16 protein-coding genes are annotated in these 15177 nt (G+C 63.3%); all 16 read right to left on the bottom strand.

Annotation, left to right across the window (positions count from 1 at the left end; genetic code table 11):
* Positions 1-348 precede the first annotated feature (348 nt).
* Complete coding sequence (ftsH, locus tag NKH04_RS02835; RefSeq protein WP_023677989.1) at positions 349-2274, bottom strand: ATP-dependent zinc metalloprotease FtsH; 1926 nt, start codon at positions 2272-2274, stop codon at positions 349-351.
* A gap of 106 nt (positions 2275-2380) precedes the next feature.
* Complete coding sequence (gene tilS / locus NKH04_RS02830; protein ID WP_352471195.1) at positions 2381-3817, bottom strand: tRNA lysidine(34) synthetase TilS; 1437 nt, start codon at positions 3815-3817, stop codon at positions 2381-2383.
* Between the two features lie 54 nt (positions 3818-3871).
* On the bottom strand, positions 3872-4981 hold the full coding sequence (gene ybgF / locus NKH04_RS02825; RefSeq protein ID WP_352831338.1) for a tol-pal system protein YbgF: 1110 nt from the start codon (positions 4979-4981) through the stop codon (positions 3872-3874).
* Positions 4982-5156: 175 nt separating this feature from the next.
* Positions 5157-5663 (bottom strand): peptidoglycan-associated lipoprotein Pal, encoded by a 507-nt coding sequence (gene pal / locus NKH04_RS02820; protein ID WP_023677992.1) that lies wholly within the window; start codon positions 5661-5663, stop codon positions 5157-5159.
* Between the two features lie 238 nt (positions 5664-5901).
* Complete coding sequence (locus tag NKH04_RS02815; RefSeq protein ID WP_352831455.1) at positions 5902-6258, bottom strand: four helix bundle protein; 357 nt, start codon at positions 6256-6258, stop codon at positions 5902-5904.
* Positions 6259-6339: 81 nt separating this feature from the next.
* Positions 6340-7611 carry a Tol-Pal system beta propeller repeat protein TolB gene (tolB, locus tag NKH04_RS02810; protein WP_245274748.1) on the bottom strand — a complete coding sequence of 424 codons (1272 nt, stop codon included), beginning with the start codon at positions 7609-7611 and terminating at the stop codon, positions 6340-6342.
* A gap of 78 nt (positions 7612-7689) precedes the next feature.
* Positions 7690-8847 (bottom strand): cell envelope integrity protein TolA, encoded by a 1158-nt coding sequence (gene tolA / locus NKH04_RS02805; RefSeq protein ID WP_352768348.1) that lies wholly within the window; start codon positions 8845-8847, stop codon positions 7690-7692.
* A 7-nt stretch (positions 8848-8854) separates the two neighbouring features.
* Positions 8855-9313: a protein TolR gene (tolR, locus tag NKH04_RS02800; RefSeq protein ID WP_352831336.1), complete on the bottom strand. Its 459-nt coding sequence runs from the start codon at positions 9311-9313 to the stop codon at positions 8855-8857.
* Positions 9314-9322: 9 nt separating this feature from the next.
* Positions 9323-10033, bottom strand: a complete 711-nt coding sequence (gene tolQ, locus NKH04_RS02795; RefSeq protein ID WP_023677997.1) for a protein TolQ — start codon at positions 10031-10033, stop codon at positions 9323-9325.
* A 295-nt stretch (positions 10034-10328) separates the two neighbouring features.
* A complete protein-coding gene (gene ybgC / locus NKH04_RS02790) occupies positions 10329-10799 on the bottom strand; it encodes a tol-pal system-associated acyl-CoA thioesterase (RefSeq protein WP_352471199.1) in 471 nt (156 codons plus the stop codon).
* Between the two features lie 127 nt (positions 10800-10926).
* Complete coding sequence (gene ruvB, locus NKH04_RS02785; RefSeq protein ID WP_352454896.1) at positions 10927-11967, bottom strand: Holliday junction branch migration DNA helicase RuvB; 1041 nt, start codon at positions 11965-11967, stop codon at positions 10927-10929.
* A 43-nt stretch (positions 11968-12010) separates the two neighbouring features.
* The gene (gene ruvA, locus NKH04_RS02780) at positions 12011-12631 is read right to left on the bottom strand and encodes a Holliday junction branch migration protein RuvA (RefSeq protein ID WP_352471200.1); all 621 of its coding nucleotides are present in this window, start codon (positions 12629-12631) and stop codon (positions 12011-12013) included.
* 13 nt (positions 12632-12644) lie between these two features.
* On the bottom strand, positions 12645-13067 hold the full coding sequence (locus NKH04_RS02775; protein WP_352471201.1) for a type II toxin-antitoxin system VapC family toxin: 423 nt from the start codon (positions 13065-13067) through the stop codon (positions 12645-12647).
* Complete coding sequence (locus tag NKH04_RS02770; protein WP_352471202.1) at positions 13045-13314, bottom strand: AbrB/MazE/SpoVT family DNA-binding domain-containing protein; 270 nt, start codon at positions 13312-13314, stop codon at positions 13045-13047. Before NKH04_RS02770 ends, NKH04_RS02775 begins: the two co-directional genes overlap by 23 nt.
* A 55-nt stretch (positions 13315-13369) precedes the next feature.
* A complete protein-coding gene (gene ruvC / locus NKH04_RS02765) occupies positions 13370-13882 on the bottom strand; it encodes a crossover junction endodeoxyribonuclease RuvC (protein ID WP_352471203.1) in 513 nt (170 codons plus the stop codon).
* A gap of 264 nt (positions 13883-14146) precedes the next feature.
* Positions 14147-15001, bottom strand: a complete 855-nt coding sequence (locus NKH04_RS02760; protein ID WP_352471204.1) for an SDR family oxidoreductase — start codon at positions 14999-15001, stop codon at positions 14147-14149.
* Between the last annotated feature and the right edge of the window lie 176 nt (positions 15002-15177).

The following is a 15177-nucleotide window of genomic DNA, read 5'->3' as shown; positions in this document are numbered from 1 at the left end:
CCGCCTCGGCGGGCGGGTCATTCAGCGCCAATTGGCACCACACCCAAATTGATAGCATAGCTGCCGGCACAAAGCAAGAACAAAATGTGGCGCCGCCGGCAAAAAATGCGAGCTTCATTCTCCGGCGCGCCTTGTCGATCTTCCCGAAGTCGTCAACGAGGCCGATAGAAGGCTCCATTCCTTCGCGCCTCTCTCTGTCCTGCCGGACATCCCCCCGCGAGGCGGGAGATTGGCCGTCATCGTCACTTTCGCCAATTTCCTGCGATGCAGGAAGGGTCGCATTCCCCAAGAGAAAACGCCGCGGTTAGAGCCGCGGCGTTTCGAAGTCGATCTGTGCCGGGCCGGAGCCTAGCTTGACGGCTGAGGTTCCATGCCGCCTTCGGGCTCGGGGCCTTTCTTGCGGCGGCCGGACTTCGGCACGGCCGAGCCGCGGCTCGGCGGCGTGTCGTCGCCAAGGTCGCGCGCGGGCTTATTGCCGGCGATCAGCTGCTTGATCTCCTCGCCGGACAGCGTCTCGTATTCGAGCAGGCCCTGCGCCAGCGCGATCCATTCCTTCTTTTTCTTGGTCAGGATAGACCTTGCCGTCGAATAGGCCTCGTCGATCAGCCGGCGCACTTCGGCGTCGATGATTTGCGCCGTCTCTTCCGAGATGTTCTGCGTGCGCGCCACCGAATGGCCGAGGAACACCTCCTCCTGGTTGTCGCCATAGGCGACATGGCCGAGCTTGTCGGAGAAGCCCCAGCGCGTCACCATGGCACGCGCCAGCTTGGTCGCCTGCTCGATATCGGAGGAGGCGCCGGAGGTGATGTTCTCCTTGCCGAACTTGAACTCCTCGGCGACACGGCCGCCCATCATGATGGCGAGGCGCGAGATCATGTATTTGTAGCTCATCGAATAGCGGTCGCCTTCCGGCAGCTGCATGACCATGCCGAGTGCCCGGCCGCGCGGAATGATGGTCGCCTTGTGCAGCGGATCGGCCGACGGCACGTTGAGCGCCAGGATGGCATGACCAGCCTCGTGATAGGCGGTCAGCTCCTTCTCGGCCTGTGTCATCGCCGACGAGCGGCGCTCGGCGCCCATCATGATCTTGTCCTTGGCGTCCTCGAATTCGGCCATGGTGACGAGGCGCTTGTTGCGCCGCGCCGCCATCAGGGCGGACTCGTTGACCAGGTTCATCAGATCGGCGCCGGAAAAGCCCGGCGTGCCGCGCGCGATCACCTTGAGGTCGACATTGGGCGCCAGCGGCACGTTGCGCACATGCACCTTCAGGATCTTCTCGCGGCCGACGATGTCGGGGTTCGGCACCACCACCTGGCGGTCGAAGCGGCCCGGCCTCAGCAGCGCCGGATCGAGCACGTCTGGCCGGTTGGTGGCGGCGATCAGGATGATGCTTTCGTTGGATTCGAAGCCATCCATCTCGACCAGCAGCTGGTTCAGCGTCTGCTCGCGTTCATCATTGCCGCCGCCCAGGCCGGCGCCGCGATGGCGGCCGACCGCGTCGATTTCGTCGATGAAGATGATGCAAGGCGCGTTCTTCTTGGCCTGGTCGAACATGTCGCGAACGCGGCTTGCGCCGACGCCGACGAACATCTCGACGAAGTCCGAGCCCGAAATGGTGAAGAACGGCACGTTGGCTTCACCCGCGACCGAGCGGGCGAGCAGCGTCTTGCCGGTTCCAGGAGGACCGACGAGCAGCACACCGCGCGGGATCTTGCCGCCGAGCCGCTGGAATTTCTGCGGGTCGCGCAGGAACTCGACGATCTCTTCCAGATCTTCCTTGGCTTCGTCGACGCCGGCGACGTCCTGGAAGGTGACGCGGCCATGTGCTTCGGTCAAAAGCTTGGCCTTCGACTTGCCGAAGCCCATGGCGCGGCCGGAACCGGACTGCATCTGGCGCATGAAGAATATCCAGACGCCGAGGATGAGGATCATCGGCAGCCAGGAGATCAGGGTGCCGAACAGCGAATTGGAGCCGTCGGATTCAGGACGCGCGTTGATGGTGACGTTCTTGTCCTGCAGCCGCGAAACCAGTGACGGGTCCCCAGGCGAATAGGTCTGGAAGCCGTTGGAACTGTCCGTGTAATTGCCGGAGATACGGGCGCCGGCGATGGTCACCGACTTGATCCGTCCCGCCGCGACTTCCTGCAGGAACTGCGAATAGGGAACATCGCTCGAGGCTCCACGCGTCTGCGGCGTCTGGAAAAGATTGAAGAGAGCGATGAGCAGGACCGCTATGATCGCCCAGAGCGCGAGGTTGCGATAATTCGGATTCATCAATTGTCCCGTTGGCGCCCGCTGGGCGGACACGCGTCGTGAGAGGAAACTTGGCCCTAACATAGGGAGAGCGTCTCCCATTGCCAAGCATAACAGCAGGTCTCGGTTAAGCTTTCGCCCGTGGTAGGCCGGCATTGTGGCCGCCGAACGGCACGGCTGGAACGGGCGCCGCGCCAAGCAACGCGGCGACGGCATCGGCCGGCGCCAGATCGAAGGACGGCAGGAAACGGGCGAAGGGCGCGACTGCCGGATATGCGGCGACAGCCGCCGGCATCGGGCCTTCCCCGGGCAAACCCGGGCCTTCCCCCAGCAAACCAAGGCATTCGCCATCCCGCCAGAGCGCCGGCTCGGCGGCCAAGGCGGCACGCACAAGGCTTGCCGGCGTGCCATGCCCGGCAATTGCCCGCTTTGCGGCAAGAGCCGCCCCGAGCGGTGCTATCAACAGCGGCGCGATCATCAACAATGCACCTGGACTGTCGCCCAATGTGATCCGTCTGCGGCCGTCCCACAGGGCATTGCCGGAAACCGCAACAGCGGGCGGCAGATCGCGCAATTCGCGGTGCAGAAAGATGCCGGTACGCCGGGCATCGATCACGGTCCGCGACAATGTGGCACAAAGCGGCCCGGTGCGGAACCGGCCGAAAAGGGCTTCGCTGCGGGCCTGGTCGGGAAGAAAGGCGGTGCCGCCGGTCGCCGCCAGCAGGATGCGCAGCGCATAAATGGCCGACCGGCTGTCGGCGGCCGTCGCAAAATCCCGATCGAGCCGGACGAGGCCGGCGGCCGGCCTGGAGGCCAAGCTGTGGATCAGCATGGCCGCGCGATGTCCCAGCTGCTCACGCTCGACCGCCGCCTTGCTGGCCAGCGCTATCGCTTCAGCCACGCTAGGCGTACCATCGCCTTCGGCAAGTGCTGCGCGGACGCGCGGCCGCTCGAAAGCGGTGTCGGCATTGGTCGGATCTTCGATCCAGGCAACCTGTTCACGCCGCAGGAATTCGCGCAGCTCAGCACGCCGCACGCGGAGCAGCGGCCGCACGATCCAGTGCCGCCACTCGTAGAGGGTTGCCGGCGCCATGCCGGCAAGGCCCCGCGCTTCGTCGCGCGGCCTCTCCTCACCTGGCCCGTCGTCACGTGCTTGCCGCATCAGCACGGTCTCGGCCTGGTCGTCGGCGGTGTGGCCGGTCAGGATCAGGCCGATGCCTGCCGCTTCGGCGGCCTCGGCGAGCAGCCGGTAGCGGGCTTCGCGCGCGGCGGCGGGCAGGCCGGTCGATGGTTTGTGCCCCGACCAGGCGAGGATGCGATGGGCAATGCCGCGCGCCGCGCACAGCCTGGCCACGGCTTGCGCTTCCGCTGCCGCTTGCGGCCGCAATTGATGATCGATCGTTACCGCCAGCAATTTCGTTGCCGGGGCGTTACGATCGAGATGGGCTTTGAGGAGGAGGAGAAGGGCGGTCGAGTCGCTGCCGCCGGACACGGCCGCAACAGCGCCGTTGGAAAAGTCGATCCGCGAAAAATCCGAAAGGTCAGGCTCGCTGTCGAGCGTCATGCATGTCGCCCAAGCGTGGGCCCGGTTTTGCGGCAACGACACGCAACGGAAAAACTAGCACGCCGCGAGTGCCCTTTCCTGCTTGACCCGCTCCTTGAGCGCGCCGGAAATATCGGGGTAGCGCTTGCCGATCTCGCTGAAAGTGGCACAGGCCACGTCGCGCTGCTTCAGCCCGACCAGTGAAACGCCGAGCTTCAGCAGCATGTCGGGCGCCTTCTTGGCCTTGGGATAGTCCTTGCTGGCTGCGAGGAAAATCTCGGCCGCATCGCGGTATTTCTGCTGGCCGAGCAGCGATTCACCGAGCCAGTAATGCGCGTCCGCTGCTTTGGCGTCCTTGGGAAAACGGGCGATATGGTCGCGGAAGCCCTGTTCGGCGGTGCTGTAGTCGCCCGACAGGATGAACTGGTAAGAGTTGCGGTAAAGCTCCTCCGGATCGTTGGTCGACGGGAGTGCCGCAACCACCGTATCGTCGGATTTACCGGCCTTGTTGCCGGCTGCGCTGGCGCCGTTGGCTGGGGCCGTATTCTGCTGCGGCGCATTCGCTTGCGCATTGCCATCGGCTTCGACGACATTGCCGTTTTTGTCGACGGTGATGGTGCCGAACGTCTTGGGCGGCGCGCCGGGGATCAGCTTGCCGGGATCGCCGTTGGGCGATTCGACGATGACGTCCTCGACGCTCTTGTCGCCGTCTGCCGCCTTGCCCGCATCGGCCGGAGCCGGCGTCCCCGGCGCCTCCGCCACGTTACTGTCGCCGTTGGGGCTGTCGCTGCTGGGCGCGGCCTCGGACTTCTTCTGCTCGGCCGGCTGCTGCGCGCCTTGCGGACCGCCTTCCAGCTGCTGGAAGCGGAATTCGTTGTCTTCCTGCTGCTTGCGGATCTGCTCCTGCATCTGCAGGACCTGGAAATTGAGTTCCTCGATCTTGCCATTCATCTGCCGGAGCTGTTCCTCCAGCGCCGGAGTGCCGGTACCATCCTGCTGCGCGAATTGAACCTGATCCGGCTTTTTCTTTTCGCCGAAAATGCCGGGCAGTTTGATCGTCGGCAGGTGGAAGGAAAAACCGCTTTCCGATGACTGCCCGGTGCCGTTTGCCCCGTCAGCAAGTGCCGCGATACTTGATACGAGCAGCAGCGCAAGCGTGCCGCTCAAGACCGATCTGAAATGCATGTGCCTCTCGCCGTGAAACCGTTAGCCTGTTGCGCGCCCTTGCCAACCGAAGTGGCCAGGCGCCCTCGGCTCTTAACAGGACGTGAGACTTCGGCCAAATTTTGTTTGGAGCGGGCAGATATGAAAAAGGCGGCCTTTTGGCCGCCTTTCGCACCAAGTGTTGCATTTATGCCGATCAAGAACCGGCGCCGCCCAGCGTGGTTACGGCGCGGCGGTTCTGCGACCAGCAGGAGATGTCGTCGCAAACCGCGACCGGACGCTCCTTGCCGTAGGAAATGGTCTTCAGGCGCTGCGCCGAAACGCCTTTGGCGACCAGGAAGTCGCGTGTGGCGGCAGCACGGCGGGCGCCGAGCGCCAGATTGTATTCGCGCGTGCCGCGCTCGTCGGCATGGCCTTCGATGACGATGGCATACTGCTTGTACTGGTTCAGCCACTGCGCCTGGCGCGACAGCGTCGTCTGCGCATCGGCGCGGATCGAGGACGAATCGGTGTCGAAGAAGATGCGGTCGCCGATGTTGACGGTAAAGTCCTGGGCCGATCCGGGCGTTGCCGCGCCGGCGCCGTTGAGGCCGAGATCGGCGGCGCTGTTCGGCGTCTTCTTCGAGGCGCAACCGGTGATCGCGAGCATCGCGACCAGCGCGATCATGACCGGGTTTGTGGTAAGTGCTGCGATACGGCCCATGCCGCCTCTCCTTCGCAATTCGAGTGATTTCATTGATCGTCCAGTAACCACGTTTGGGTTAACCGGCGCTCAAGAAACACGGTTAAAATTTGGTTTTCGGCTGCCGTCCGCAACCGTTCTGCCGAGGGGCGACAATGAGCGCGGACCGTAGGCGGAAATGCGGCTAAAACATGAAAAAGAGGGAATTGAGGAACTGAAGAACCGAGGAATTGAGGAATCGAGGAATTGAGCAAAGAGATCACCTCAGCTTCTCTCTGAGATTGACCAGCACTCCGTAGATACGGGCATAGGATTGCAACCAATGGTCGCGTTGCGCCTGTGTGATGTACTCGAGGTCGAACGCATACGAACTCCAGGTCTCCACCTCACTGCATGATCCTATGGCCATTGAAATGAAGCGTGCGAATTCGGGCTTGGAGTGAGCCTGTTTGGCAAAGCCTTCGGCCAAATTGGCGCAGATCGCCTTGCTGGAACGACGTAGTTGATCGGCGAGCGCGTATTGCTCCATTTTCGGAAAAGCAAGCGTGGCTCTGTGTACCCCAAGGGAAACCGCACAGGCACGCTTATAGACTTCTAAATCCCTCGCGTGCTCGATGTAGACCCCTCTGCCTTCTCCATTCTTCAGTTCTTCAACTCTTCAACTCCTCAGTTCTTCAACTCCTCAGTTCTTCTTCCATCACTCCAGCAGCGGCGACCAGGCCGGATCCGAGGCGAAGTTCGCCGTGGGGATCGACTGTTCGTTGCGGCCGGTGAGATCGACCGAAACAAGTTTTGGTCCACCATTGGAATCGCGGAAGAACATCAGCACCCGGCCGTTGGGCGCCCAGGTCGGCCCTTCCTGCTGAAAGCCGGTGGACAGGATGCGCTCACCCGAACCGTCGGTGCGCATGACGCCGATCTGGAATTCGCCGCCGGTCTGCTTGGTGAAGGCGATGAGATCGCCGCGCGGCGACCACACCGGCGTCGAATAGACGCCGTCGCCAAACGAGATGCGGGTCTGGCCCGAGCCGTCGGCGCCCATCACATAGATCTGCGCGCGGCCGCCGCGATCCGAGGTGAACACCACCTTGCTGCCGTCAGGCGAGTAGGACGGTGAGGTGTCGATGGCGGTCGAATTGGTGAGCCTGGTCGTCGAGCGGCTTCTCAGATCCATGGCGAAGATGTTGGAATTGCCGTCATCGCGCAGCAGGCTCATGATCACCTTCTGGCCGTCCGGCGAAAAGCGCGGCGCAAACGTCATGCCGGGGAAATTGCCGACCAGCTCGCGCTGCCCCGTCTCGATCTGCAGCAGGTACACCCGCGGCTGACCGCTTTCATAGGACATGTAGGTGATTTCCTGCCGGTTCGGCGAGAAGCGCGGCGTCAGCACGATCGATTTGCCGTTCGAGAGATAGCGGACGTTGGCGCCGTCCTGGTCCATGATGGCTAGCCGCTTCTTGCGCGCATTCTTGGCACCGGACTCGTCGATGAAGACGACGCGCGTGTCGAAATAGCCCTTCTCGCCGGTCAGCCGCTCGTAGATCGCATCGGCGATGATATGGGCGACGCGCCTGGTATTGGCGTCGTTGGCGAAGAACTGCTCGCCCGACATCTGCTGGCCGGCAAACGTGTCCCACAACCGATACTGGGCGCGAATGCGGCCGTCAGCCTCCTTGCCGACACTGCCGGTGACCAGCGCCTGCGCATTGATCACCTTCCAGTCTTCGAAGCGCGGCGTGGCATCCGGGTTCGAGATCTTTTCGATGAAAGCGCTTTTGTCGATCGGCGCGAACAGGCCGGAGCGTTTCAGGTCGGCACTGACGATGCCAGAAATCTCGGCGCCGAGCGCATCGCCGCCCTGGAAGTCCGTGATGGCGATCGGCAACGGCTCGACATTGCCCTTATTGACGTTGAGCTCAACGAGCGCCCGCGCCGGCAGGGTGACAGCAACGGTCATACCCAGCGCCATCGCTGCGATCGTCAGGAGCGGCTTGAGGATGGATTTCATGTCTTCTCGCTTCTTTCGCTGATTCTGTGAGCGCCAGGCCTAAAGACCGAGCATCTCCCTGGGGTCAAAAGTGACCCGAACGTCGGACCAGATGTCTTGCTTGCCCGCCGGAACCTGCAAGCCGGCCACATCGCATTTCTGAACCGCGCGCACTGCACTTTCGTCAAACGGGCGGTTTCCGCTCGACTTTTCAACGCTCGGCCGGCCATCCAGCTTGCCGGAGGCGTCCAGATTAAACCGGACCACGACGACGAAATTCTCCGAACCCTCGAGCCCTGCCGGAAGCGTCCAGCAACCACCAAGCTGGGCCTCCAATGCCCCCTGCTCCGATTTCGAAAGCTTCTGGCCCTGATCCTTCTCGCCGCCGAGCGATGCCTGCTGGGTCGAGCGCTTGGCGCCGCCGCCGGACGGCTTCCGCTTGTCAAGCAGAGCCGAAATCTCGTCGGCGTTGAATTGCTTGTCGTCCGATTTCGGCCTGGATGAGGCTTCCTTGACCGGCTTGTCGGCGTCCTTGCGCTCCGGTGCCTTCGCGCTCTCGGCCTGGGCCGGCTGCGGCTTTGGCCGAGCCTCGGGTGCCGGCGCCGAGTCGGGAAGCTGCGCCTCCTCGGTTGGCGGTTGCTTGGCAATCGCCTCGGCGACGGCATCCGGCTTGACCTCGGGCTGCGGATCGATCGCGGCAGTCTTGTCCTGCGGCGGCGTGGGCGTCGGCTCCTTGGCCGGCGTCGGCTTGGGCTCGGTCTGCTTGACAGGTTCGGGCTTGACCTCTTCCTTCGGCTGCGGCACCGGCGCCACCTCCGTAGCAGGAATAGGCTTCGGCTCTTCCTTCGGCTTCGGCACGTCCTCGGGCTTGGGCTTTTCGACCGGCGTCGGCGCGGGTGGCGGAGCCGCCGTCATGTCGACTGGCTGGGGCTTGGGCTCAGGTGTCGGCGGCTTGTCGGTGTCGACGCTGTTATCGCCGACTTTCTGGGCATCGGGAACGATGTCGGGACGCTGCGTCGGTACCGGCGCCGGCTTGTCGTGCATTACAGCTTTCTTGTCGCCTTGCAGGACCTGTGCCGTCGCTTCCATCGGCACGATCTCGACCGACACCGATTCCGCATCGGACGCAGGCATCGCAGGCGGCGAGGACAACGTGAACAGCCCGAAGGCGATCGCCACCGTATGCAAGATCACCGATGTGGTGAGGCCGGTCCTCATCTTGCGTCTACTGATCCTGTTCCTGCAGTGAAACCAGGCCGATATTCTTGTAGCCAGCAGCCGAGATGCGGGCCATCACCTTCATGGCAGTGCCATAGTCGGTGGACTTGTCACCCCTGATGAAAATGCGCTCGTCATAGCCGGTCTTCGAGATCGCCTGCAGCTTTGCCACCAGCTCCTCGATCGGGATCTCGGTTTCCTGGAGGTAGATCTGACCGGCCGAGTTGATGGACACGGTTATAGGCTGCGTATCGGCGTTCATCGCTTTGGCCTGGGTATCCGGCAGGTCGATCGGCACGCCGACCGTCAGCAACGGCGCCGCGACCATGAAGATGATCAGCAGCACCAGCATCACGTCGACCATCGGCGTGACGTTGATCTCCGATATCAAGGCGTGATGGCGGCCGCGCCGCCTGTGGCCTCGACCACCGCGTCCTCCGCCACCCGCGCCTACAGACATTCCCATGATCGTTCCTCAGGCCTTCTGCGCGACTTTTTCATCGATTTGGCGCGAGAGTATGGCGGAGAACTCATCCGCGAACCCTTCCATGCGGACGGCGATCTTGCTCGCGTCGGACGACAGCTTGTTGTAGGCGATGACGGCGGGGATGGCGGCGAGCAGGCCGATGGCCGTCGCCAGCAGCGCTTCGGCGATACCGGGCGCGACCACCGACAGGCTGGTGTTCTTCGAAGCGGCGATCGCCTGGAACGAGGTCATGATGCCGATCACGGTGCCGAACAGGCCGATGAAGGGCGCCGCCGAGCCGGTGGTGGCGAGGAAGCCGAGCCGCCCTTCCAGCTTTTCCATCTCGCGGGTCAGCGCCAGATCCATAGCCTTGTCGATGCGGGTCTGCAGGCCGAGCGGCGATTTTGCGCCCTTCTCGAAGCTCTTCTTCCATTCGCGCATGGCGGCGACGAAGATCGCGCTCATGCCGGTCGTCTTGCGGTCGGCGAGCGTGCGGTAAAGCTCTTCCAGCGACTGCCCCGACCAGAACACCTGTTCGAAGCGGTTGAGCGCCAGCCGCATGCGGGCATAGGCGACGAGCTTGTCGACGATGATCGCCCAGGTCCAGATCGAGGCACCAAGCAGCCCGATCATGACCAGCTTGACCACCCAACCGGCCTGCATGAACAAGGCCCAAATCGATAAATGCGCGCCCGGTTCGGCGAGAGCGATGTTTTCCATGTTACGTCCTTAAAGATTTTCCGGGCGTGGCTGGCGGCTGGCCCATGGGCATCCCTTGTGGTCCGTTCGCGTTAAGCTTGCGGAATAACCCCAAATGCACCGTTGGCGGCCTTTTCGGGGCAAATATTGGTGAAAGGAAGGCGCTTGGATTCTTCCAATCTTAACCAATCCCTTCATGGACCGTTATGGTTAAGGATGGGTTAGGACGTACAGCGCGGCGCATTGCCGCGCCCCGACGACCAGCCCGGCGATCCTCGCCTCGACCGGGAGCTCCGGATCTTCCGCCTCTGAACTCTTATTTGCGCGTTCCGGGCATGAAGGCTGCCACCCAATCCTTGGGAAAGCGCCGCGGCCGGCCGTTCTCGCCGACGATCGCCGCTTCGACCCGCGCCTCGACCAGCACTTCGCTGCCGCGTTTCAACTGCTGCGCCATGACGATGCGGGCGCCGGAAATGTCTTCGGTGCGCGTATCGATGGTCAGGATGTCATCCATGCGGGCCGAACCGCGGAAATCGATCTCCATGCGCCGCACCACCCAGACTATTTTCTCGCCATGCTTGCCGTCGGCAAGCTCGGTGTGGTGGACGCCGGCCAGCCGCAGATAGTCGGACCGGCCGCGCTCGAAGAATTCGAGATAGCGCGCGTGGTAGACGACGCCGGAAAAATCGGTGTCTGCATAATAGACCCGCGCCATCAATCGATGGCCGAATTCCGTGAGCGCGCCGGAAAGTCCGGCGGACAATGCCGATTCACCGTGATCGTCCATTGCGCTGTCCTTTTGGCCCGACAGGCCCTGTTTCAAGCAACACCTGTTTTGCGCATAGACCGGCGATGATCAAGACCTGGAGGGCTGGGCCGGGGACTGCCAGCACCGAAGCCATAAACAGCGGAACTTAGGGTTCTTCCTGGAACAGGCTGATCTGCTGCTGCGCCAGGTCCTTTGGCGCGTCGAGGCCGAGATGCCGCCAGGCATTGGCCGCCAGCACGCGGCCGCGCGGGGTACGCATGATGAAGCCTTGCTGGATCAGAAAGGGTTCGATGATGTCCTCGATGGCATCGCGTGGCTCGGAAAGCCCGGCGGCGATTGTCTCGATGCCGACCGGCCCGCCGCCGAAATTCCGGGCGATCATCGACAGATAACGGCGGTCGAGCGCGTCGAGGCCGAGCCCGTCGACCTCCAGCCGCGTCAGCGCCTCGTCGGCGATCTTGCGGTCGACATGGCCGTCGCCGGCAACGCTGGCGAAGTCGCGCACCCGGCGCAACAGCCGGCCGGCGATGCGCGGCGTGCCGCGCGCCCTCCGGGCGATCTCCAAAGCACCGTCGTCGCCGAGCGGCATGGCAAGGATGCGGGCGCCGCGCCGCACGATCTGCTCGAGTTCCTCGACCGAGTAGAAATTGAGCCGCACCGGAATGCCGAACCGGTCGCGCAGCGGGTTGGTCAACAGGCCGAGCCGGGTGGTGGCGGCGACAAGCGTGAAGCGGGCAAGGTCGATCTTGACCGAGCGCGCCGCCGGCCCCTCGCCGATGATCAGGTCGAGCTGGAAATCCTCCATCGCCGGATAGAGGATTTCCTCGACCGCCGGGTTGAGCCGGTGGATCTCGTCGATGAACAGCACGTCGCGGTCTTCGAGGTTGGTGAGCAGCGCCGCGAGATCGCCGGCCTTGGCGATGACCGGACCCGAGGTCGAGCGGAAATTGACGCCAAGCTCGCGCGCCATGATCTGCGCCAGCGTCGTCTTGCCGAGGCCGGGCGGGCCGACGAACAGCACATGGTCGAGCGCTTCGCTGCGCCCCTTGGCGGCCTCGATGAACACTTTGAGATTGGCCCGCACCGCCGCCTGGCCGACGAAGTCGCCAAGCGTCTGCGGCCGCAAGGTCTGCTCGGCGTCCTCGCCGCGTCTGTCGGGAGCAATGAGGCGTGGCGAAAGGCTCATGCCGCCTTCCTTGCATATGGCAAGGGACCGGACAAGCAACGTCTCACCGTGCCAGCTCCTTCAGCCCGAAGCGGATCAGCTTCGAGGCGTCCGCCTCCTCGCCTGCCGTCTTCAGCGCTGCCGCCACCGCATTGGCCGCGGTGTCGCGCGAATAGCCGAGATTGACCAGCGCCGAGACGGCGTCGGTGATCGGCGCCGAGGCGACGCCCTCGCCGAGCTCCTGCTTCAGGCCGATGGTGCCGGAGGCAGTGCCCGCATAGGCCGGCGCCTTGTTCCTCAATTCGGTGACGATGCGCTCGGCGACCTTCTTGCCGACGCCGGGAGCACGGCTGACCATGGCGATATCGCGCAGCGCAATCGCATTGGCGAGGTCGGCCGGCGCCAGCGTCGACAGGATGGCCAGCGCCACCTTGGCGCCGACGCCTTGCACATTGTTCATCAACAGCCGGAACCATTCGCGCTCCAGCACCGACTGGAACCCATAGAGCCGCAGCATGTCCTCGCGCACATAGGTCTCGATGAACAGCACCACCGCCTCGCCGGGCGGCGGCAATGCCGCCAGCGTGCGCGCCGAGCAATAGGCAACGTAGCCGACGCCATGTACGTCGATGATGCAGAAATCCTCGTCGATCTCGTCCAGCGTGCCTTTTAGCTTGCCGATCATTTGAGCGTGCCGATCATGCCGGGTGGGTTTCCGGAGAGATGATATCGAGGTCCGGGAAGTAGCTGCGATAGCGCGCGGCATCGCGCGTCAGCAGCCGATGCCCGGCGACAACCGCATGGGCGCCGATAAAGAAATCCGGCAGCGTTCGTTCGCCAATGCCGCCGGCGCGGCGATAGCGGGAATGCGTGACACCAGCGAGGAAGGCTGCCTCCCACGGCAGGAATTCGCGATCCATCTTGAGCATGTCGACTGCTTGGCGAAGGGCCTGTTCGGTCGCAATCAACGGCGCGAGCTCGGACCAGACGATTGCATTGATTACGAGTGCGCCGTCGCGCCGGCATGCGGTAATCGCGGATGCCGACCATTTCGTCTCCCGTCCGGCAGGACCCCAAACGTCGATCAGGACATTTGTGTCAATCAATGTCGAGATCTTCACGTGGGCCCCTCAGCCATTCCATATATTCGTTCGCCGTCATGCCTCCCAGATCCAGCGTACCGGCCATACGGCCGAGCATCTGGCTGAATCTGCGCGAGGCTTCCTCCTCCGACATGTTTTCGTCGACCGCAATAACACGAGCCCCGTCCTCGGTGGGGACGAACTCCACCTCCGAGCCCGGGCCGATACCCAGATGATCCCGTATTTCCTTCGGGATGGTCACTTGGCCCTTGGTGGTAACGCGCATGGTAATACCTCGTTGGTATTACTTATTGCCGATGGAGAACAAGTCAAGAACATACTTATCCGGCCAGCGCCGCCATCCTGTAGGCGATGCTCTGCCGGTGATGCGCGTGACAGATGGCGATGGCCAGCGCGTCGGCGGCGTCATCGCTGTCGAACGTCGCCTTCGGCATCAGCACCTTGACCATCATGTGGATCTGCTTTTTGTCGCCATGGCCGACGCCGATCACCGCCTTTTTGACGGCGTTTGGCGCATATTCGGCAACGACAAGGCCGGCACGCGCCGGCACCAGCATGGCGATGCCGCGTGCCTGGCCAAGTTTCAACGTCGCCGCCGCGTCCTTGTTGACGAAAGTTTGCTCGACCGCCGCCTCGTGCGGCATCGCGGCATGCAGGACCTCGGCGAGCCCGTCATGCAGTTGGCAAAGACGCACCGCCAGCGCGGCCTTGTCGTCGGACCGCACCGTGCCGGAAGCGACGAAGCGCAGCGAATTGCCGAGGCTCTCGACGATGCCCCAGCCGGTGCGCCTCAGCCCCGGATCGATGCCGATGATGCGAATCGCTTCCCCCATCCGTCAAGTCTACCTTCGGGGGGACAGCGATGCCAGCGAAATGTGAACAAACCAGAAACAGCAAGCCGAGTCTGTTTAGAGAATGTTTGAGAGTCGCTCTGGCGAGACAGATGGCTTGGTTTTCGAGAACCGGAGCGGAGCGTACATAAGTACGCGAGCACCGGAAGCGCGGAAAGCGGCGCTAGTCTCGTCGTTTGAATAACTGTTGGCGCGAGCGACAGACGGTCCTCTGATCCTTTGGCGGATGTGACAGCCATCTCGGTTTCAACCGCGCAATGCTGCCGCAACGACGCTCTCCAGTGGCGTTGTCGGTCGACCGATTAGCCGGCTCATGGCGCCGCCGTCATCGAACAACGCTCCGCGTGAGGCTGCAATGTCGGCATCGGCCAGGATAGCGGCGAGATCGGCGGGCAGCCCGGCGCCTGTCAACACGCCCTCATAGGCCACCCCGGCAAGATCGTTGTAGGCGATCGCCTTGCCCGATTGCCGCGAGACCTTCGCCGCAAGCTCGGCGAGCGTGAACGCTTGGTCCGCCGCGAGCTCGTAAATCCTCCCTGCTTGATCCTCGCTCGTCAGCACCACGGCCGCGGCCTCGGCATAATCCTGCCGCGCCGCGGACGAGAAGCGCCCCTCATTTGCGGCGCCGATGAAGGCGCCGTGCTCCAGAGCCGCCGGGAGCGCCATCAGATGGTTCTCGGTGTACCAGCCGTTGCGCAGGATGACGGCGGGTAGGCCGGAGGCCGCGATGACCTCCTCCGTCTGCCGATGTTCGACCGCGAGCCTCGCGGGAGACGTGTCCGCATGCAGCATGCTTGTGTAAGCGATCAGCGAAACCCCCACCCGTTGGGCGGCCGTGATCACTGACCGATGCTGCGGCAAGCGGCCGCTGACTTCGGTCGAGGAAATCAGCAGCAGTCTATCGACGCCGGCCAGCGCCATCGGGAGCGTGTCGGGACGATCATAGTCCGCCTCCCGCACGACTACGCCGCGTTGGACAAGATCGCTGGCGTTTGCCGGATCACGAACCGCCGCAACGATCCGGCTGGCCGGAACTGTCTTCAGCAGTGCGTCGATCACGAGACGGCCAAGCTGTCCTGTTGCTCCAGTTATTGCGTACATCGTTCTGTCCATTTCGTGGTTGGATGGATTGAGAGCCTCAGATAGCGGCTCTCGTTACCCGCGGAAACCACGTATCTTGTAGTTACCATCATTTTCCGGTAACCAACTGGAAACTCTCATGGAAGATGCGCGATGGTCCTCAGGATGCGAACGAAGGTGAAGGCGCTTCCCGGCTG

It is taken from the genome of Mesorhizobium sp. M1365 (assembly GCF_040317865.1).
In the GTDB taxonomy this organism is placed as follows: Bacteria; Pseudomonadota; Alphaproteobacteria; order Rhizobiales; family Rhizobiaceae; genus Mesorhizobium.
The sequence above is the reverse complement of the archived record's forward strand: the minus strand, read 5'-3'. Positions and strand labels throughout refer to the sequence as shown.